This is a genomic window from Sulfitobacter geojensis (assembly GCF_000622325.1).
GTDB classification, from domain to species: Bacteria; Pseudomonadota; Alphaproteobacteria; order Rhodobacterales; family Rhodobacteraceae; genus Sulfitobacter; species Sulfitobacter geojensis.
Window position 1 is genome coordinate 3,583,972 of record NZ_JASE01000005.1, and the last position, 14,002, is coordinate 3,597,973.

Below are 14,002 nucleotides of genomic sequence, written 5' to 3' on the forward strand. Positions count from 1 at the left end.
CCTTCGGCGGGTGCTCTGCACCACTCTCCAGAGTGTCGTCGTCAGATCGCGGTCCTTGTGCCTGAGAGTTTCCGGGGCGGTTGCTCCTTCGGCATCAGCTGGGCTGATTCTCCCGTGATCTGTGCACAGATGTATGCCGTGCAAATACAAACCGTCAAGCGCTTGTCGCCACCGCCGTGCCATGCTTTTGTGCCGCCAATCAATGCGAGTACCCCATGACACCTTATTTCTTCGGCTATGGCAGCCTTGTGAACCGCGACACCCACTCCTACCCCGACGCCCATCCTGCACAATTGGTGGGCTGGCGGCGGGCATGGGTGCGCTCGGCCGCGTTCGACCGCGTGTTTCTCAGCGTAACCCTAGACCCTGAAACCACAATTTCCGGCCTGATCGCCGCCGTACCGGATGCCGATTGGGCCGCTTTGGATGCGCGTGAAACCGGTTATGCACGGCTGTCCTCCGGCGGGGCGGTGCAACATCCGCTGACACCTGCGCCCGACATCGCCCATTACGCGGTTCCCGTCTCGCAACAGGGCCACACGACAGCCAATACCATCATCCTCAGCTATCTGGATGTCGTCGTCCAAGGGTTCCTGCGCGAATTCGGCGAAGACGGGGTGCACGCGTTTTTCGACACCACCGACGGCTGGGACACCCCTATCCTGAACGACCGTGCCGCCCCGCAATACCCGCGCCACAAGGTGCTGACCAAGGCTGAAACCGCACTGGTGGATCACCACCTCAACCGCCTATCGGCGCGCGTGGAATAGCGTCATCAGACGCCCCTCGCGGCCGAACAGATCTTGTTTCACCTTCACCGGTGCGCCGCCCCGATCAATCACGCGCAACGCCAGAACCCATGCCACGGTGCCGAAAATCACACCGGCCAGCGCCTGACCGATCAGCACGCCCTGTGCACCGCCCAGCCATGATCCAATGAACACCAGCGGGATCAGCGCCACCGCGTTGCGCCCCCAGTTGGTAAAGGTGGACAGAAACGGCTGCCCCAGATTGTTGAACGCCGCGTTGGACACGAACAGCACACCGGGAAAGAAAAACGCCAGCGACAGCGGCCCGCAAAACAAATAGATCAGATCGCGCGTCACCCCTGTTGCCCCGAACAGATCGGCAATCGCACCGCGGGCGAAAAACAGGATCGCCGATACAAACACAATAATCAGCGCTACAAACAGAATGCCCGCGTTAAACCCGCGCTTCACCCGCACCATATCGCCCGCGCCATAGTTCTGTCCGATGATCGGCCCGACCGCACCCGACAGCGCAAAAACCACGCCAAAGGCCACCGGCACCAGTCGCGCAACAATCGCCATGCCTGCGACGGCCTCTTCGCCGTACCCCGATATCGCACGGGTCACAAACGCCTGCCCCACGGGGGTGGCCACCTGCGCCAAAATGGTCGGAAACGCGATGGCCAACACCGGCCCAAGGTCGCGCAGCATGCCGCGAAACTTCGGGCGCACGATGCCTTGGTAAATCTTGACCAAGGGCCAGATCGCCATAAAACAAATCGTCAGCCGCGCCGCGACAGACGCAATCGCGGCACCGGTCAACTCCAGATCCAGACCAAAGATCAGGATCGGGTCCAGCACCGCATTCACCACGCCCCCCGCAATCGTCGCCATCATCGCGCGGCGCGCATCGCCGTGCGCGCGCAAAACCGCACTGCCCATCATGCCCAAAATCAGAAACGGCATCGACGGCACGATGATCTGCAGGAAATGCACCGCCAGCCCTGCGGTTTCGCCACTCGCCCCCAACAAGGCGACCAATTTATCCAGCATCAACCAGACAAGCGTGGAAAACCCGACGCCAAGGACAAACCCGTAGCCAAGCGCATGGGTGGTGCGTTCGCGTGCCAGCACCTCGTCGCCCGACCCCAAGGCCCGCGCGACCAAGGCCCCCGCCGCGATGCCAAGGCCAATACCGATAGAGGCCGTAAAAAACAGGATCGCACCGGCATATCCGATGGCGGCGGCCAGTTCGGCCTTGCCCAGCATCGAGATGAAAATCATGTCAACGAAATCGACGATAAACACCGCCATCAACCCCAGCGACGCGGTCAGCGACATCACCGTGACATGGCCAAACAAGTTGCCCTTCAGAAACTTGGCCTCAGCCATGATATGCCCTCCCGTTCAACGCAAAAAGGGCAGCGCATAAACGCCGCCCCTTCATATCCGTGGACCCCGCAAATGGATGGTCCCGTCTCATCCGCGGGCCTTGATCACCTGCAACAGCGGCATCACCGCGGCCATTTCCGGCCCGTGTTCCTGCCCCGTCAGCGCCAGTCGCAAGGGGCGGAACAACCCGCGTCCTTTGCGGCCCGTTTGTTCCTTGACCGCTGCGGTCCATGTGCTCCACGTGTTCGCGTCAAACGGCATCTCCGGCAGCATCGCCATGGCTTCGGCGATGAACGCCTTGTCGTCCTCTTCGATCACCGGCTCGGCCCCGTCGCGGAACATCGCCCACCATGCGTCCAGTTCGCCCAAGGTCTCGATGTTCTCGCGGGTCACCGCCCAGAACTGTTCGGCCAGCGGTTTTGGCACACCCAAACCGTCCAGCGTCTCGGCCACCTCTGCCACATCCAGTGTCTGCAAATACCGCCCCGTCAGCGGGAACAGATCACGCTCGTCAAATTTCGTCGGGGCCGCACCAAAGTGGTTGATGTCAAACCCGTCGATCAACTCGGCCATATCCGTGCGCAGCTCAACCGGATCGCTTGAACCCAAACGTGCCATCAGCGACAGCAGCGCAAAGGGCTGCACCCCCTGCTCCCGCAGATCGCGCAGCGCCAGCACGCCAAGACGTTTCGACAGCGCCTCGCCCTGCGGGCCGGTCAACAGCGAATGATGCGCAAAGGACGGATGGTCATGGCCCAGCGCCTTCATAATCTGGATTTGTGTCGCCGTGTTGGTTACATGGTCAGACCCGCGTACAACATGGGTCACGCCCATCTCCGTGTCATCGACAACACTGGCCAGCGTGTACAAAATCTGCCCGTCGCCGCGGATCAACACCGGATCAGACACCGACGCCGCATCAATCGAAATATCGCCCAGAATACCGTCGTTCCACTCGATCCGCGCGCGGTCCAGCTTGAACCGCCACACACCATCACCGCGTTCGGCCCGCAGCGCGTCTTTTTCAGCGTCCGACAGGTTCAGCGCCGACCGGTCATAGACCGGCGGCTGGCTCATGTTCAGCTGCTTCTTACGCTTGAGGTCCAGCTCGGTCGGCGTCTCGAAGGCCTCGTAAAACCGCCCCTTGGCACGCAGATCGTCGGCGGCCGCATGATACTGGTCCAACCGCTCCGACTGGCGCTCGACGCGGTCCCAATGCAGACCCAGCCACTCCAGATCCTGCTTGATCCCGTCGACGTATTCTTCCTTGGACCGCTCGGGGTCCGTGTCGTCGATGCGCAGGATGAACGTGCCGCCGGCCTTGCGGGCGATCAGATAGTTCATCAGCGCCGTGCGCAGATTGCCCACGTGGATATAACCGGTGGGGGAGGGGGCGAAACGGGTGGTTGTCGGGCTGGCCATGCATGATCTCCTTGCGAGCGGCAGGCTTCTCACAACAGCTCGAAATTGTCCAGTTAGGTTGAACGGACCGGCCAGCTCTTGGCAAGATCCGCCAATCCCGCCCGCACCAGCTCGGCCAGAACATCCATATCCGCATCCTCCAGCTTGTTCAGATACAAACAGGATTTCCCGATGGAATGCTTGCCCAACCGCCCAACGATACCCGAAAAATCCGCATACCCCGGCATGATGTAAATGCTCAGCTTGGCCTTGCGCGGCGCGAAACCGGTGGCAAAATAACTGCCGGTGCGGCCCGAAGCATAAGTGTAGTCATACCTGCCGTAACCCAGCATTGACCCCGACCACAAAACCGGCTGCCATCCCGTGACTTCACGGAAAAACGCATCCAGTCGTGCTGCTTCCGTGTGACGTCTAGCGGGTTCAACCGAGTCTAGAAAGCGCGCCACATCCGTCATCTGCACCCTCTACTGGCGGCGATCAGCCGCCTTCCTTCAGCGCCCCGCCTTCCCAGTCACCGCTGGTTTCCTCGCCCGTGGCATAACGCATCGTGCCCGCACCCTGCCGCTTACCCGCCTTGAACATGCCCTCATAGACATCGCCGTTAGCATAGGTCGCAGTGCCCATGCCCTCGATCTCGCCATTGGCCCATGCGCCCTCGTATTTGAAACCGGTCGCCATCGTGATGGTCCCCTCGCCGTGGCGCTGGCCCTTTTCGAAGCCGCCCGCATAAACCGTCCCGTCAGGGTAGGTCGCCGTGCCCATGCCATGGCGCTGACCGTCCTGCCACGCGCCCTCATAGCGATACCCGTCGGCATAGGTCATCACCCCCTGGCCTTCATTGCGGGCGTTCTTGAAATCGCCCTCGTACACGATGCCGTTGGGATAGGTGGCGCGCCCCTTGCCCTCGATCACACCGGCCAGCCACTCCCCCTCATAGGTCGATCCGTCAGGATAGGTGATCTTGCCCGTGCCATCCGCCAGATCGTTGCGAAACTGTCCCGCGTAAACCGACCCGTCGGGATAGGTCACGCGCCCCTCGCCCTCGATCTGGCCAGCAACCCAGGATCCGGCATAAACATAGCCGTCGGTGCCTGTAAACGTGCCCTGCCCGTCGCGGCGGTCGTCGCTGAAATCGCCCTCGTAAACGTCCCCGTTTTCATACGTGACCTTGCCCTTGCCCTGCCGCTTGCCCGCAACCAGCTGGCCCTCGTACACATCGCCGTTCGGTTGGGTCAGGGTCCCCTCGCCGTCGATCTGCCCGTCATTCCACTGACCGACATAAATCAACCCGTCCGGCATTTTCAGCGTGCCGGTGCCACTGCGCTTGCCCGCGACGATATCGCCCTCGTAAACCGCGCCATCAGGATAGGTGATCGTCCCCACCCCCTGTTTCACGCCGTCGACCCAGTCGCCCTTGTACTCGTACCCGCCGGTACTTTGCATCACACCCTTGCCGTGGTGCTTGGCATTACGCAGCTCGCCCTCATAACGCACCCCGTTGGCATAAAGCGCAATACCCTGCCCCATGATCGCACCGGCCTGCCATTCCCCTTCATAGGTGCCGCCATCGGCAAAGGTGATCTTGCCGAAACCGTCGGGCTTGCCGCGCTCGAAATTCCCCTCGTAAACCGATCCGTTGGGAAATCGCGCAACACCCTCGCCCTTGATCTCGCCTTCGACCCAAGTGCCGGAATACTCGTACCCGTTGGGCAGCTTATAGGTGCCTTGCCCGTCCTGAAGCCCGTCCTTGAACGTGCCCTCGTAAATGCCGCCATCATCATATTGTTTGGTCTGCACCTCACCGTCCTGCGCCAATGCAGGCAGGGGCATCAGGGTCAGACACAGGGCAATCGCGCGAAGGGACATGGCAAACCTACTCAGAGACGTTAAAACTCGTTAACGCTCAGCCTACGGTCTGGCTGCCAACGGGGCAACGTCTTTTCAAAATCATGCCCCCGCACGGCATAGCGTTGCCCCGGTGCAAAAGGCCGGCAAGGACCAAATCCCCTTTCCCCCTGCCCCTGATCTGCTACATCACGTCCAGACACACAAACGAAGGACGCTCTTATGGCAGACCGTTTCCGCATCACTCTGGGCCAGTTGAACCCCACCGTCGGCGATCTGGCCGGCAATGCCGCGCTGGCGCTTGAGGCATGGCAGGCGGGCAAAGACGCCGGTGCCGATCTGGTCGCCCTGCCGGAAATGTTCATCACCGGCTACAACGCCCAGGACCTCGTGATGAAACGCGCCTTCCAGCTTGATGTGATGACCCATATCGAAAAGCTGGCCGCCGATTGCGCCGACGGCCCGCCCCTTGCCATTGGTGCGCCTTGGGCCGAAGGGACAGAACTGTTCAACGCCTACCTGATCCTCAAGAACGGCAAAATCGCCTCGCGCATGTTGAAACACAACCTGCCCAATGAAACCGTCTTTGACGAGGTGCGCATCTTTGATTCCGGCCCCCTTGGCGGGCCCTACGCCATTGGCAACACCCGCATCGGTTCCCCGATTTGCGAGGACGCGTGGCACCCCGATGTGTCCGAAACACTGGAAGAAACCGGTGCCGAATTCCTGCTGGTGCCCAACGGGTCACCCTATTACCGCAATAAAATGGACACACGGATGAACATGATGGTCGCCCGTGTGATCGAAACCGGCCTGCCGCTGATCTATCTCAATATGGTGGGCGGTCAGGACGACCAGATCTTTGACGGTGCCTCCTTTGCGCTCAATCCGGGCGGCAAACTGGCGATGCAACTGCCCGCCTTTGACGCGATCACCACCAACGTCGATCTGGAACGCACCGCCGAAGGCTGGCGCGTGATCGAACAACCGCTGGCCAGCTTTCCCGAACCCTACGAAGCCGACTACCGCGTGATGGTGCAGGGCCTGCGCGACTACATGCGCAAAACCGGGTTCAAAAAGGTCCTGCTTGGCCTGTCAGGCGGCATCGATTCTGCCATCGTCGCCACCATCGCTGCCGATGCCATCGGCCCCGAAAACGTGCGCTGCGTGATGTTGCCCTCCGAATACACCTCCCAAGCGTCGCTGGATGACGCCGAAGCGGTCGCAAATGCGCTGGGCTGCCGCTATGACTACGTACCCATCTCCGAAGGGCGCGCGGCCATCACCAATACGCTCGCCCCCCTGTTCGCAGGCACCGACGAAGGACTGACCGAAGAAAACATCCAATCCCGCCTGCGCGGTCTCTTGCTGATGGCCCTGTCGAATAAATTCGGTGAAATGCTGCTGACCACCGGCAATAAATCAGAGGTCGCGGTGGGCTATGCCACGATCTACGGCGATATGTCGGGCGGCTATAACCCTATCAAAGATATGTATAAAACGCGGGTGTTTGAAACCTGCCGCTGGCGTAATGCAAACCACCGCGACTGGATGATGGGGCCTGCGGGCACGATGATTCCCGAAACCATCATCACCAAACCCCCGACCGCGGAATTGCGCGACGATCAAAAAGACAGCGACAGCCTGCCCGATTACCCCGATCTTGACGCCATGCTGAACATTCTCGTCGATCAGGACGGCTCTATCGAGGATTGCGTCGCCGCAGGTTTCGACCGCGCCACCGCCAAGAAAGTCGAACACCTGATCTACATCAGCGAATACAAACGCTTCCAGTCCGCCCCCGGCCCGCGCCTGACCAAAGGGGCCTTCTGGCTCGACCGGCGCTATCCCATCGTCAACCGCTGGCGCGACCCAAGCTAGCCGCATGTCCGCCCTCGTCATCGTCAGGATACGGCGCGGCAAAGCGGCCCTGCACGGCGGGATTTTCGGGACCATCGCCCTTGCCAGTCTGGCGATATGCCTGCTGCTTGCAAGTGTCGGAACGCCTGACTTCTGGCTGGTCTTTACCGGCCTGTGCATCGCTTCTGTGTTCGCCGGCTTTGCCCTGTTCTATCTCGGCATCGCCCTGCGCAAACCCGTCGCTCTGCGCATGGACGCTCAAGGAATTTCAGGTTTCTACTGCGATCCCGCAACATGGGACGAGATCAAAGATATCGGCCTTGTCATCGGACAAAAACACCACCGTTTCCTCGGCTTCACACTGCGCGATCCCATCGGCTTTCGGGACCGGCAATCCCCTTGGCGCCGCTTCTCCTCCTGGGCCAGCGGTCGCACCTCGGGGCATCATATCATCGTGCCGGAACTGCTGCTGCACGACACCTGCGTGGATGATCTTGTCGTCAAAGCGCACGCTCTGCACGCGGCACACGTCCGTCCGCACAATCATGTGACTTGAGCCTCCCCGCCTGTCGCGCCATCATCGCGCCATGCGTATTCTCCTCACAGCCGCGTTGCTGCTCTCCTCCCCCGCCCTCGCCTGTGGCCCTGACACGGATTGCCCCGTGGGTGAGCGGCAATACCGCATTTCCATGCCCGCAGATCATGACGGCACCACCCCCGTTCCCGCGCTGATCTGGTCGCATGGCTACGGCGGCTCGGCGCAGGGTGTGATGAAAAACGGCTCGATGCGCCGCATGCTGTCAGACGCGGGGTTTGCCCTGATTGCAATGAACGGCATCAACGGATCATGGAACCTGCCCAACGGGCCGCGCACCATGGACAGCGACGGTTCTGCGGAATTCGCCTATTTCGACGCCGTCATCGCGGACGCCACCGCGCAGCACAACATTGATCCCGACCGCATCGTCGCCGCCGGTTTTTCCGCAGGCGGCATGATGGTCTGGAACCTCGCCTGCTCGCATCCCGCGAAATTCGCAGGCTTCATTCCGCTGTCCGGCACCTATTGGCTCAAGCCACCGGCGACCTGCGCGCGCCCCGTGTCCAGTATCGTCCACATCCACGGCACCCAGGACAAAACCGTTCCGCTCTTGGGGCGCCCCATCGGCGAAACCAAACAAGGCGAAGTCGAAGAAGCCCTTTCAATGTATGAAGATTTTGGCGATTTTGGCCCGTCCGAGTACTTTGAAACCGGCCCGCTGACCTGTCGTTCGCGCAGCAACCCCACGGGCGAGGTGCTTGAATACTGCCTGTTCGAGGGCGGCCATTCCTTCCGCACCGAATACCTTGCCCACGGCCTTGCCACCTTGATGGACGCAGGTCAGCTTTAGCCGCCGAACATCTGCGCAAACCCCTTTTCGCCCGCGCGCGAAAACCGCACCACCCGCGTGCCTTCGACGCGCTCGGCCCAGCCCATTTCGACCATCCGCGCCAGCAGGGCCCGACCGACACTGCCCGCCAGATGCGTCTGACGCGCCGACCAATCCAGACAGGACCGGCACAGCGGCGTCTTGGATTTGCGCAACCGCGCCACATCCACACCGAACCCCGTCAGAAACGCCGCCCCCTTATTGGTCAGCACAACATCCGACCCCCGTTCCTGCAACACCCCTTTGCCCAGCAACCCCTGATACAGCGCGATTCCCTTGGCCCCCGCCAGATGGTTGTAACAGACCCGTGCCTCGCGCAGGGCCTCGTCCTTGGGGCCGGTGCGTGTACGCAAATGACCGGCACCCGCCGCCAACCCCATCAGCACCTCAAGCGCATGACCCACATCGTCACCGCCCAGCGTGAAATACTTGTGCCGCCCGGATTTGCGACAGGCGATCATCTCTGCCGCTTCCAGTTTGGCCAGATGCGCGCTGGTGGTCTGCACCGTCACCCCTGCCTCTGACGCCAGTTCTGTCGCCGTCAGCGCCTTACCCGCCATCAGCGCCGTGAGGATATTGGCGCGTGCGGGATCACCGATCAGCGCCGCGATGCGGGATATGTCTGGACCTTCCTTCATACTTCGACCGTAGCCGAAGCATTAGCACCAATCAATCCGCTATCCAAGGGCCATCAAACCAAAGGACATCCCATGCTCACCTGTATCATTCGCTATCACATCGACCCGACCAAAAAGGCGCAGTTCGCCCAATACGCCCGCAACTGGGGCACTGCCATTCCCCGCTGCGGTGCCGACCTTATCGGCTATTATGCCCCGCACGAAGGCTCCTCCACCCTTGCTTACGGCATCTACAACATCCCCTCGCTTGGCGCATACGAACAGTACCGCGACCGCCTTGCCGCTGATCCACTGGGGCGCGAAAACTACGACTTTGCCCAATCCGAAAAATTCCTGTTGCGCGAGGACCGCACCTTCCTGAAACTCGTCTCATCCCCTCATGGAGCCGCCAAATGATCGCCGTCATCTTCGAAGTCATGCCAGACCCGAACCACAAAACCGACTACCTCGACATCGCCGCAGAAATGCGCCCCTTGGTGGAGGAGGTCGAGGGCTTCATCTCCGTCGAACGTTTCCAAAGCCTGACCAACCCCGACAAACTCCTGTCCCTGTCGTTTTTCGAGGACGAGGCCGCCGTGGCCCGCTGGCGCAGCCTTGTCGCCCACCGCAAGGCGCAGGCAAAAGGGCGCAACGGCATCTTCACCGATTACCACCTGCGCATCGCCCATGTGATCCGCGACTACGGCATGTTCGACCGCGACGAGGCCCCGACCGACAGCCGTGCCTCACATGGATAGCTGGGGTGCCCTGCGCCGGCCTCCGCAGGGGCAGTAAATCAAAGCTGGGCAAAACCGTCGTTTTCTGGGTAATCTCATGTCGTACTAAGTATTTTCGCACGACAATACCTGCAGTTGCGTCATTCACGCATGGCAATTTCGCCCCCCCCCTGCCGGTATTTTTTAATTTAAAACACCATTTCCGCAGGAGGATTTATGGCGCTTCTAAAGATTAAATCGAAGGGCAAAGATGTTGAAGCACTGCAAAAATTGCTAAACAAAGCCAAGTCGAAACCAACCCTGAAAATCGACGGCGATTTCGGCCCCTTGACCCAGAAATCACTGATTTTCTTTCAATCCAAGTTCAAAAAATATGTCAAACCGGATGGCCAGTACGGCCCAAAGTCCGCTTATGCTCTGGATGCTTATCTGAATGGTCCAAAAGTAAAGATGGAGTTTGAAACCGGCTATCTCGCGGACCTTGCGCAAGAATGGGAAACGGTAAACGAAAACGCCCGATCCCGTGGTGCACATTGCCGTATGCCGAAAGAAAATGCCGAAGCCCTTAAAAAAGCCGCAGCAGGAATCGCCGCGACCTCGAAATCGCTGGATGCGCTCTTTGACGAAATGGATGCGATGCTCAAGGTGATGGACAAGGCGATGCTTGTCAGTACCGACATCGGCACTGAATTTCAGCGCGGCGGATACGCTTCAAAAGAATGGACACTGAAGCAAAACAAACTCGTGGCGAAACACACCGCGATTGCAAAACAAAAACATGGTAAGAAATTCGAAGACCGCCTGAGAGCGTTGAAGAAGGAACATAACGCCTTTCTGAAATCCGTCTCGGACAACACGCGCGACATTTAGCACAATATACGGGGTGGGCTTTTGACCTGTTCATGCGGGCGGTTTTTTCCTAAGCAAAAGGCCCGTTCTTAGAAAGGTCCACCCCATGCCCCAAACCTTCACCACCACCCGCGAGCTGCGCTTTGGCGATTGCGACATTTCCGGCACCGCTTACTTCCCGTCCTATCTGGATCTGCTGAATGGCGTGAACGAGGAATTCTGGACCCATATCGGCTACCCCTGGCACGAAATGATCTGGAAAGAGCGCTGGGGCACGCCCACCGTGCATCTGACCTGCGATTTCTCGGTGCCGTCCTTGTTCGGCCAGACGCTGACCTTTGAATTGCAGGTGGTCAAGGTCGGGCGCTCCTCCCTGACCGTCAAACACGAGATCAGCTGCGAGGGCGAAAAACGCTGGACCAGCACGCAGGTGCTCGCCGCCTCCGATCTGGACAAACACACCTCCATGCCATGGCCGGACAAGGTGCGCGAAACGCTGGAAACATGGCTGGTTGCCGACTGACAGCGCGTTTGGCGGCGTTAACCTTGTGTGCACACTTCACAGCGTGCGCCGGGTTAACCCCGCAAAACATGCACCGGGGGGTGCATCAAAGGTGCACGAGCGGTGCACAGGGGGTGCCCCCCGAAAACCCCAACAAAATATGCCGTTAACCCCCGATTCGCGCCGCAGGCTGTTGCGCCGCCCTGTCCCGTTGCGCGCACGGTCGCTTTAAACCACTTCGCCCGAATCCAGCCGCGCCAGCCAGCTTTCCGCATCCTTCAAAACAGTCTCGCGCCGGTCCCCGTCCATCCGGTCCCAAGTGCGGTACATATTGCCCATCCGCGCGTTGTCTTTGAACCTGTCGCGATGCCGATCCAGAAAGTGCCAGTACAACAGGTTGAACGGGCACGCCCCCTCGCCGGTTTTGACGCTTACCTTATAGGCGCATCCCTTGCAGTAATCCGACATCCTGTTGATGTAAGCCCCTGAAGACACGTAGGGTTTCGACGCAATCACCCCGCCGTCGGCAAACTGTGACATCCCAACCGTATTGGGGCTTTCCACCCACTCAAACGCGTCAGCATAAACCTCAAGATACCACTCGTGCACATGGTGCGGATCAACCCCTGCCAACAAGGCAAAGTTGCCCGTTACCATCAGCCGCTGAATATGATGCGCATAGGCGTGTTCGCGTGTCTGTGCCACCGCATGGGACACGCAGTTCATCTTGGTTTCAGCCCCCCAGTAAAACGCGGGCAAGTCCCTGTCATGCTTGAGAATATTGCGCTTTGGATACTCCGGCCCCTCAAGGAAATAGATCCCCCGCACATATTCACGCCAGCCAATGATCTGGCGGATGAATCCCTCGGCGGCGTTGATCGGCACATCGCCCTTTTTCCACGCCTTTTCAACGGCCTGACAAACCTCCAGCGGGTCCAGAAGGCCGATATTGATATAGGGCGATAACACCGCATGATACAGAAACGCATGGCTCTCCAACATGGCATCCTGATAGTCGCCAAACCGCGGCAGGGCCTGTGTCACAAACTGCTCCATCGCCTCCAACGCCTGCGCGCGCGTGGTGGCAAAACCAAAGGGGCGCAGATCGCCAAAGTGGCTCTCGAACCGCGTCTCGACCAGCGCCAGAACCTCTTCGACCACCGCGTCCGGTTCGAACCATAATGGCCCTTCCACCGACACATCATCCGGTGCCGGTTTGCGGTTGTCGTGATCGAAATTCCACTTGTCTCCGGCGGGTTTATCCCCCTCCATCAACAGGCCTGTTTTGCGCCGCATCTCGCGATAGAAATACTCCATTCGCAACGCCTTGCGCCCCTCCGCCCAGAGCTCGAATTCGCTGTGGCTGGCGATGAATCTGTCATCGGGCAAAAGATGTGTTTTCACCGGCGCATACTTGAGCTTCTCAATCAGCCGCCACTCCCCCGGCTCGGTGCAGATCACCTCCTCTGCGCCGGTCTCCTGCGCGCGACGCAACAGCTCTCCCACGATGCTGCCCGCGTTGTCCTCATCGTCCAGTTTCGTATACCGCACATCCCAGCCATCCGCTTGTAATGCCTGCGCAAATTTGCGCATAGCCGCAAAGATCAGCGCGATTTTCTTGGGGTGATGCTTGACGTATCCCGCCTCCTCGGCAACCTCTGCCATTACCACGATATCCTGCGTGCGATCCGCATCGCGCAAGGCCGACAGCCCCTGTGAAAGCTGATCCCCCAGCACCAAAACCAACCGTTTCACCACGCCACCTCTTTGCCCGCCCAATCGTAAAATCCGCCCGTTTGCGCGGGGGTCAAACCGTCCATCACGCGCAGTAGGTTTTCCGCCGCCTCATCAGGTGTCACTGCCGGATGCCGCCCCAGATAGTCGGCCGTGAAAGGCGTCGCGACCGTCCCCGGATGCAACGCCACACAAACGCTTTCCTGATGTGTCCGCGCCAGTTCGATCGCTGCCGTGTGCACGATTTGGTTCACCGCCGCCTTGGCCGCGCGATAGCTGACCCAGCCGCCCATCCGGTTGTCTCCGATGGACCCGACCCGTGCCGACAGAACCGCCAAAACTCCACGCCCCTTGCGCGGCAACAACCCATGCGCGCGCGCCAGCACCAGCGCCGGCCCCACCGCGTTCAACGCGAACTGATCCAGCATCGCTTGGCTGTCGATCGCCTTGATCGTTTTCTCCGGCTCGGCCCCGTCAATGACCAAAGCGCCGGTTGCCACAACCACCCTGTCAAACGGCCCGCTCAGCGCATCCAGATGCCCCGCCACCGACGCAGGGTCGGTGATATCAAACCCGTCGTCCCTGCGTGACAGGCCGGTGACTTCTTCGTCACGGGCCGCACAGGCCGCGACCAATGCCGCGCCAATCCCGCCAGAAGCGCCTATAATCATTGTTTTTCCCATAAAGCACAGCTAGCGGCAGCGCAGAGCACTTCAATGTGCACACAGGAAAAATCCCAAAATCAAACTCCCCTCTTCCCATTTGAAATCACGGGCCTATAAATACCGCCATGACACACGCCTCACATACTGTGACCCCTTCGCGCATCGACGCGTTGCTTCTGCGTGCCAACCTGCTTCTGCTAATC

General features: G+C 60.0%; 15 protein-coding genes and 1 riboswitch. Of the genes, 8 read left to right on the top strand and 7 right to left on the bottom strand.

Going from position 1 to position 14,002, the window contains the following annotated elements; all coding sequences use genetic code 11:
• Window positions 1-39: 39 nt before the first annotated feature.
• Window positions 40-125: riboswitch (glycine riboswitch) on the bottom strand.
• A gap of 90 nt (window positions 126-215) precedes the next feature.
• Window positions 216-770, top strand: a complete 555-nt coding sequence (locus Z947_RS0119575; RefSeq protein WP_025045974.1) for a gamma-glutamylcyclotransferase family protein — start codon at window positions 216-218, stop codon at window positions 768-770.
• On the opposite strand, the gene Z947_RS0119580 is transcribed toward Z947_RS0119575, so the two are convergent.
• The 4 genes from Z947_RS0119580 to Z947_RS0119595 form a co-directional block, all read right to left on the bottom strand.
• Window positions 750-2,141, bottom strand: a complete 1,392-nt coding sequence (locus Z947_RS0119580) for an MATE family efflux transporter (protein WP_025045975.1) — start codon at window positions 2,139-2,141, stop codon at window positions 750-752. The two genes, Z947_RS0119575 and Z947_RS0119580, sit on opposite strands and share 21 nt — an antisense overlap.
• 87 nt (window positions 2,142-2,228) lie before the next feature.
• Window positions 2,229-3,563 carry a glutamate--tRNA ligase gene (gltX, locus tag Z947_RS0119585; RefSeq protein WP_025045976.1) on the bottom strand — a complete coding sequence of 445 codons (1,335 nt, stop codon included), beginning with the start codon at window positions 3,561-3,563 and terminating at the stop codon, window positions 2,229-2,231.
• A gap of 53 nt (window positions 3,564-3,616) precedes the next feature.
• A complete protein-coding gene (locus tag Z947_RS0119590; RefSeq protein WP_025045977.1) occupies window positions 3,617-4,018 on the bottom strand; it encodes a DUF1801 domain-containing protein in 402 nt (133 codons plus the stop codon).
• 22 nt (window positions 4,019-4,040) lie between these two features.
• The gene (locus Z947_RS0119595; protein WP_025045978.1) at window positions 4,041-5,429 is read right to left on the bottom strand and encodes an MORN repeat-containing protein; all 1,389 of its coding nucleotides are present in this window, start codon (window positions 5,427-5,429) and stop codon (window positions 4,041-4,043) included.
• Between the two features lie 201 nt (window positions 5,430-5,630).
• Here Z947_RS0119595 and Z947_RS0119600 point away from each other — a divergent pair, with 201 nt between their 5' ends.
• Genes Z947_RS0119600 through Z947_RS0119610 form a run of 3 tightly spaced genes read left to right on the top strand, consistent with a single transcriptional unit; the run spans window position 5,631 to window position 8,656 of the window.
• A complete protein-coding gene (locus tag Z947_RS0119600; RefSeq protein ID WP_025045979.1) occupies window positions 5,631-7,289 on the top strand; it encodes an NAD+ synthase in 1,659 nt (552 codons plus the stop codon).
• Window positions 7,290-7,293: 4 nt separating this feature from the next.
• Window positions 7,294-7,824: a hypothetical protein gene (locus Z947_RS0119605; protein WP_025045980.1), complete on the top strand. Its 531-nt coding sequence runs from the start codon at window positions 7,294-7,296 to the stop codon at window positions 7,822-7,824.
• Between the two features lie 31 nt (window positions 7,825-7,855).
• Entirely contained in the window at window positions 7,856-8,656 is an 801-nt protein-coding gene (locus Z947_RS0119610; RefSeq protein ID WP_025045981.1) for a CE1 family esterase, read from the top strand.
• On the opposite strand, the gene Z947_RS0119615 is transcribed toward Z947_RS0119610, so the two are convergent.
• A complete protein-coding gene (locus Z947_RS0119615; protein ID WP_025045982.1) occupies window positions 8,653-9,333 on the bottom strand; it encodes an ArsR/SmtB family transcription factor in 681 nt (226 codons plus the stop codon). The genes Z947_RS0119610 and Z947_RS0119615 overlap by 4 nt on opposite strands.
• Before the next feature lie 72 nt (window positions 9,334-9,405).
• Between Z947_RS0119615 and Z947_RS0119620 the strand changes: the two genes are divergently transcribed.
• The 4 genes from Z947_RS0119620 (at window position 9,406) to Z947_RS0119635 (ending at window position 11,421) form a co-directional block, all read left to right on the top strand.
• Window positions 9,406-9,729 (top strand): NIPSNAP family protein, encoded by a 324-nt coding sequence (locus tag Z947_RS0119620; RefSeq protein WP_025045983.1) that lies wholly within the window; start codon window positions 9,406-9,408, stop codon window positions 9,727-9,729.
• Window positions 9,726-10,070 carry an antibiotic biosynthesis monooxygenase family protein gene (locus Z947_RS0119625; protein WP_025045984.1) on the top strand — a complete coding sequence of 115 codons (345 nt, stop codon included), beginning with the start codon at window positions 9,726-9,728 and terminating at the stop codon, window positions 10,068-10,070. Before Z947_RS0119620 ends, Z947_RS0119625 begins: the two co-directional genes overlap by 4 nt.
• Before the next feature lie 195 nt (window positions 10,071-10,265).
• Window positions 10,266-10,919: a peptidoglycan-binding domain-containing protein gene (locus Z947_RS0119630; protein ID WP_025045985.1), complete on the top strand. Its 654-nt coding sequence runs from the start codon at window positions 10,266-10,268 to the stop codon at window positions 10,917-10,919.
• 85 nt (window positions 10,920-11,004) lie between these two features.
• The gene (locus tag Z947_RS0119635) at window positions 11,005-11,421 is read left to right on the top strand and encodes an acyl-CoA thioesterase (protein ID WP_025045986.1); all 417 of its coding nucleotides are present in this window, start codon (window positions 11,005-11,007) and stop codon (window positions 11,419-11,421) included.
• A gap of 207 nt (window positions 11,422-11,628) precedes the next feature.
• On the opposite strand, the gene Z947_RS0119640 is transcribed toward Z947_RS0119635, so the two are convergent.
• Both Z947_RS0119640 and Z947_RS0119645 read right to left on the bottom strand, forming a co-directional pair.
• Window positions 11,629-13,158 (bottom strand): cryptochrome/photolyase family protein, encoded by a 1,530-nt coding sequence (locus Z947_RS0119640; RefSeq protein WP_037939036.1) that lies wholly within the window; start codon window positions 13,156-13,158, stop codon window positions 11,629-11,631.
• Window positions 13,152-13,817 (bottom strand): SDR family NAD(P)-dependent oxidoreductase, encoded by a 666-nt coding sequence (locus Z947_RS0119645; protein ID WP_025045988.1) that lies wholly within the window; start codon window positions 13,815-13,817, stop codon window positions 13,152-13,154. Before Z947_RS0119645 ends, Z947_RS0119640 begins: the two co-directional genes overlap by 7 nt.
• Window positions 13,818-14,002 lie beyond the last annotated feature (185 nt).

What these genes read in the sequence shown, in the direction of transcription:
- Z947_RS0119610 (WP_025045981.1), top strand. Translation starts at nt 7,856, where the DNA reads ATGCGTATTCTCCTCACAGCCGCGTTGCTGCTCTCCTCCCCCGCCCTC.
- Z947_RS0119615 (WP_025045982.1), bottom strand. Translation starts at nt 9,333, where the DNA reads ATGAAGGAAGGTCCAGACATATCCCGCATCGCGGCGCTGATCGGTGAT.
- Z947_RS0119635 (WP_025045986.1), top strand. Translation starts at nt 11,005, where the DNA reads ATGCCCCAAACCTTCACCACCACCCGCGAGCTGCGCTTTGGCGATTGC.
- Z947_RS0119580 (WP_025045975.1), bottom strand. Translation starts at nt 2,141, where the DNA reads ATGGCTGAGGCCAAGTTTCTGAAGGGCAACTTGTTTGGCCATGTCACG.
- Z947_RS0119595 (WP_025045978.1), bottom strand. Translation starts at nt 5,429, where the DNA reads ATGTCCCTTCGCGCGATTGCCCTGTGTCTGACCCTGATGCCCCTGCCT.
- Z947_RS0119620 (WP_025045983.1), top strand. Translation starts at nt 9,406, where the DNA reads ATGCTCACCTGTATCATTCGCTATCACATCGACCCGACCAAAAAGGCG.
- Z947_RS0119630 (WP_025045985.1), top strand. Translation starts at nt 10,266, where the DNA reads ATGGCGCTTCTAAAGATTAAATCGAAGGGCAAAGATGTTGAAGCACTG.
- Z947_RS0119590 (WP_025045977.1), bottom strand. Translation starts at nt 4,018, where the DNA reads ATGACGGATGTGGCGCGCTTTCTAGACTCGGTTGAACCCGCTAGACGT.
- Z947_RS0119605 (WP_025045980.1), top strand. Translation starts at nt 7,294, where the DNA reads ATGTCCGCCCTCGTCATCGTCAGGATACGGCGCGGCAAAGCGGCCCTG.
- gltX (WP_025045976.1), bottom strand. Translation starts at nt 3,563, where the DNA reads ATGGCCAGCCCGACAACCACCCGTTTCGCCCCCTCCCCCACCGGTTAT.
- Z947_RS0119575 (WP_025045974.1), top strand. Translation starts at nt 216, where the DNA reads ATGACACCTTATTTCTTCGGCTATGGCAGCCTTGTGAACCGCGACACC.
- Z947_RS0119625 (WP_025045984.1), top strand. Translation starts at nt 9,726, where the DNA reads ATGATCGCCGTCATCTTCGAAGTCATGCCAGACCCGAACCACAAAACC.
- Z947_RS0119645 (WP_025045988.1), bottom strand. Translation starts at nt 13,817, where the DNA reads ATGGGAAAAACAATGATTATAGGCGCTTCTGGCGGGATTGGCGCGGCA.
- Z947_RS0119600 (WP_025045979.1), top strand. Translation starts at nt 5,631, where the DNA reads ATGGCAGACCGTTTCCGCATCACTCTGGGCCAGTTGAACCCCACCGTC.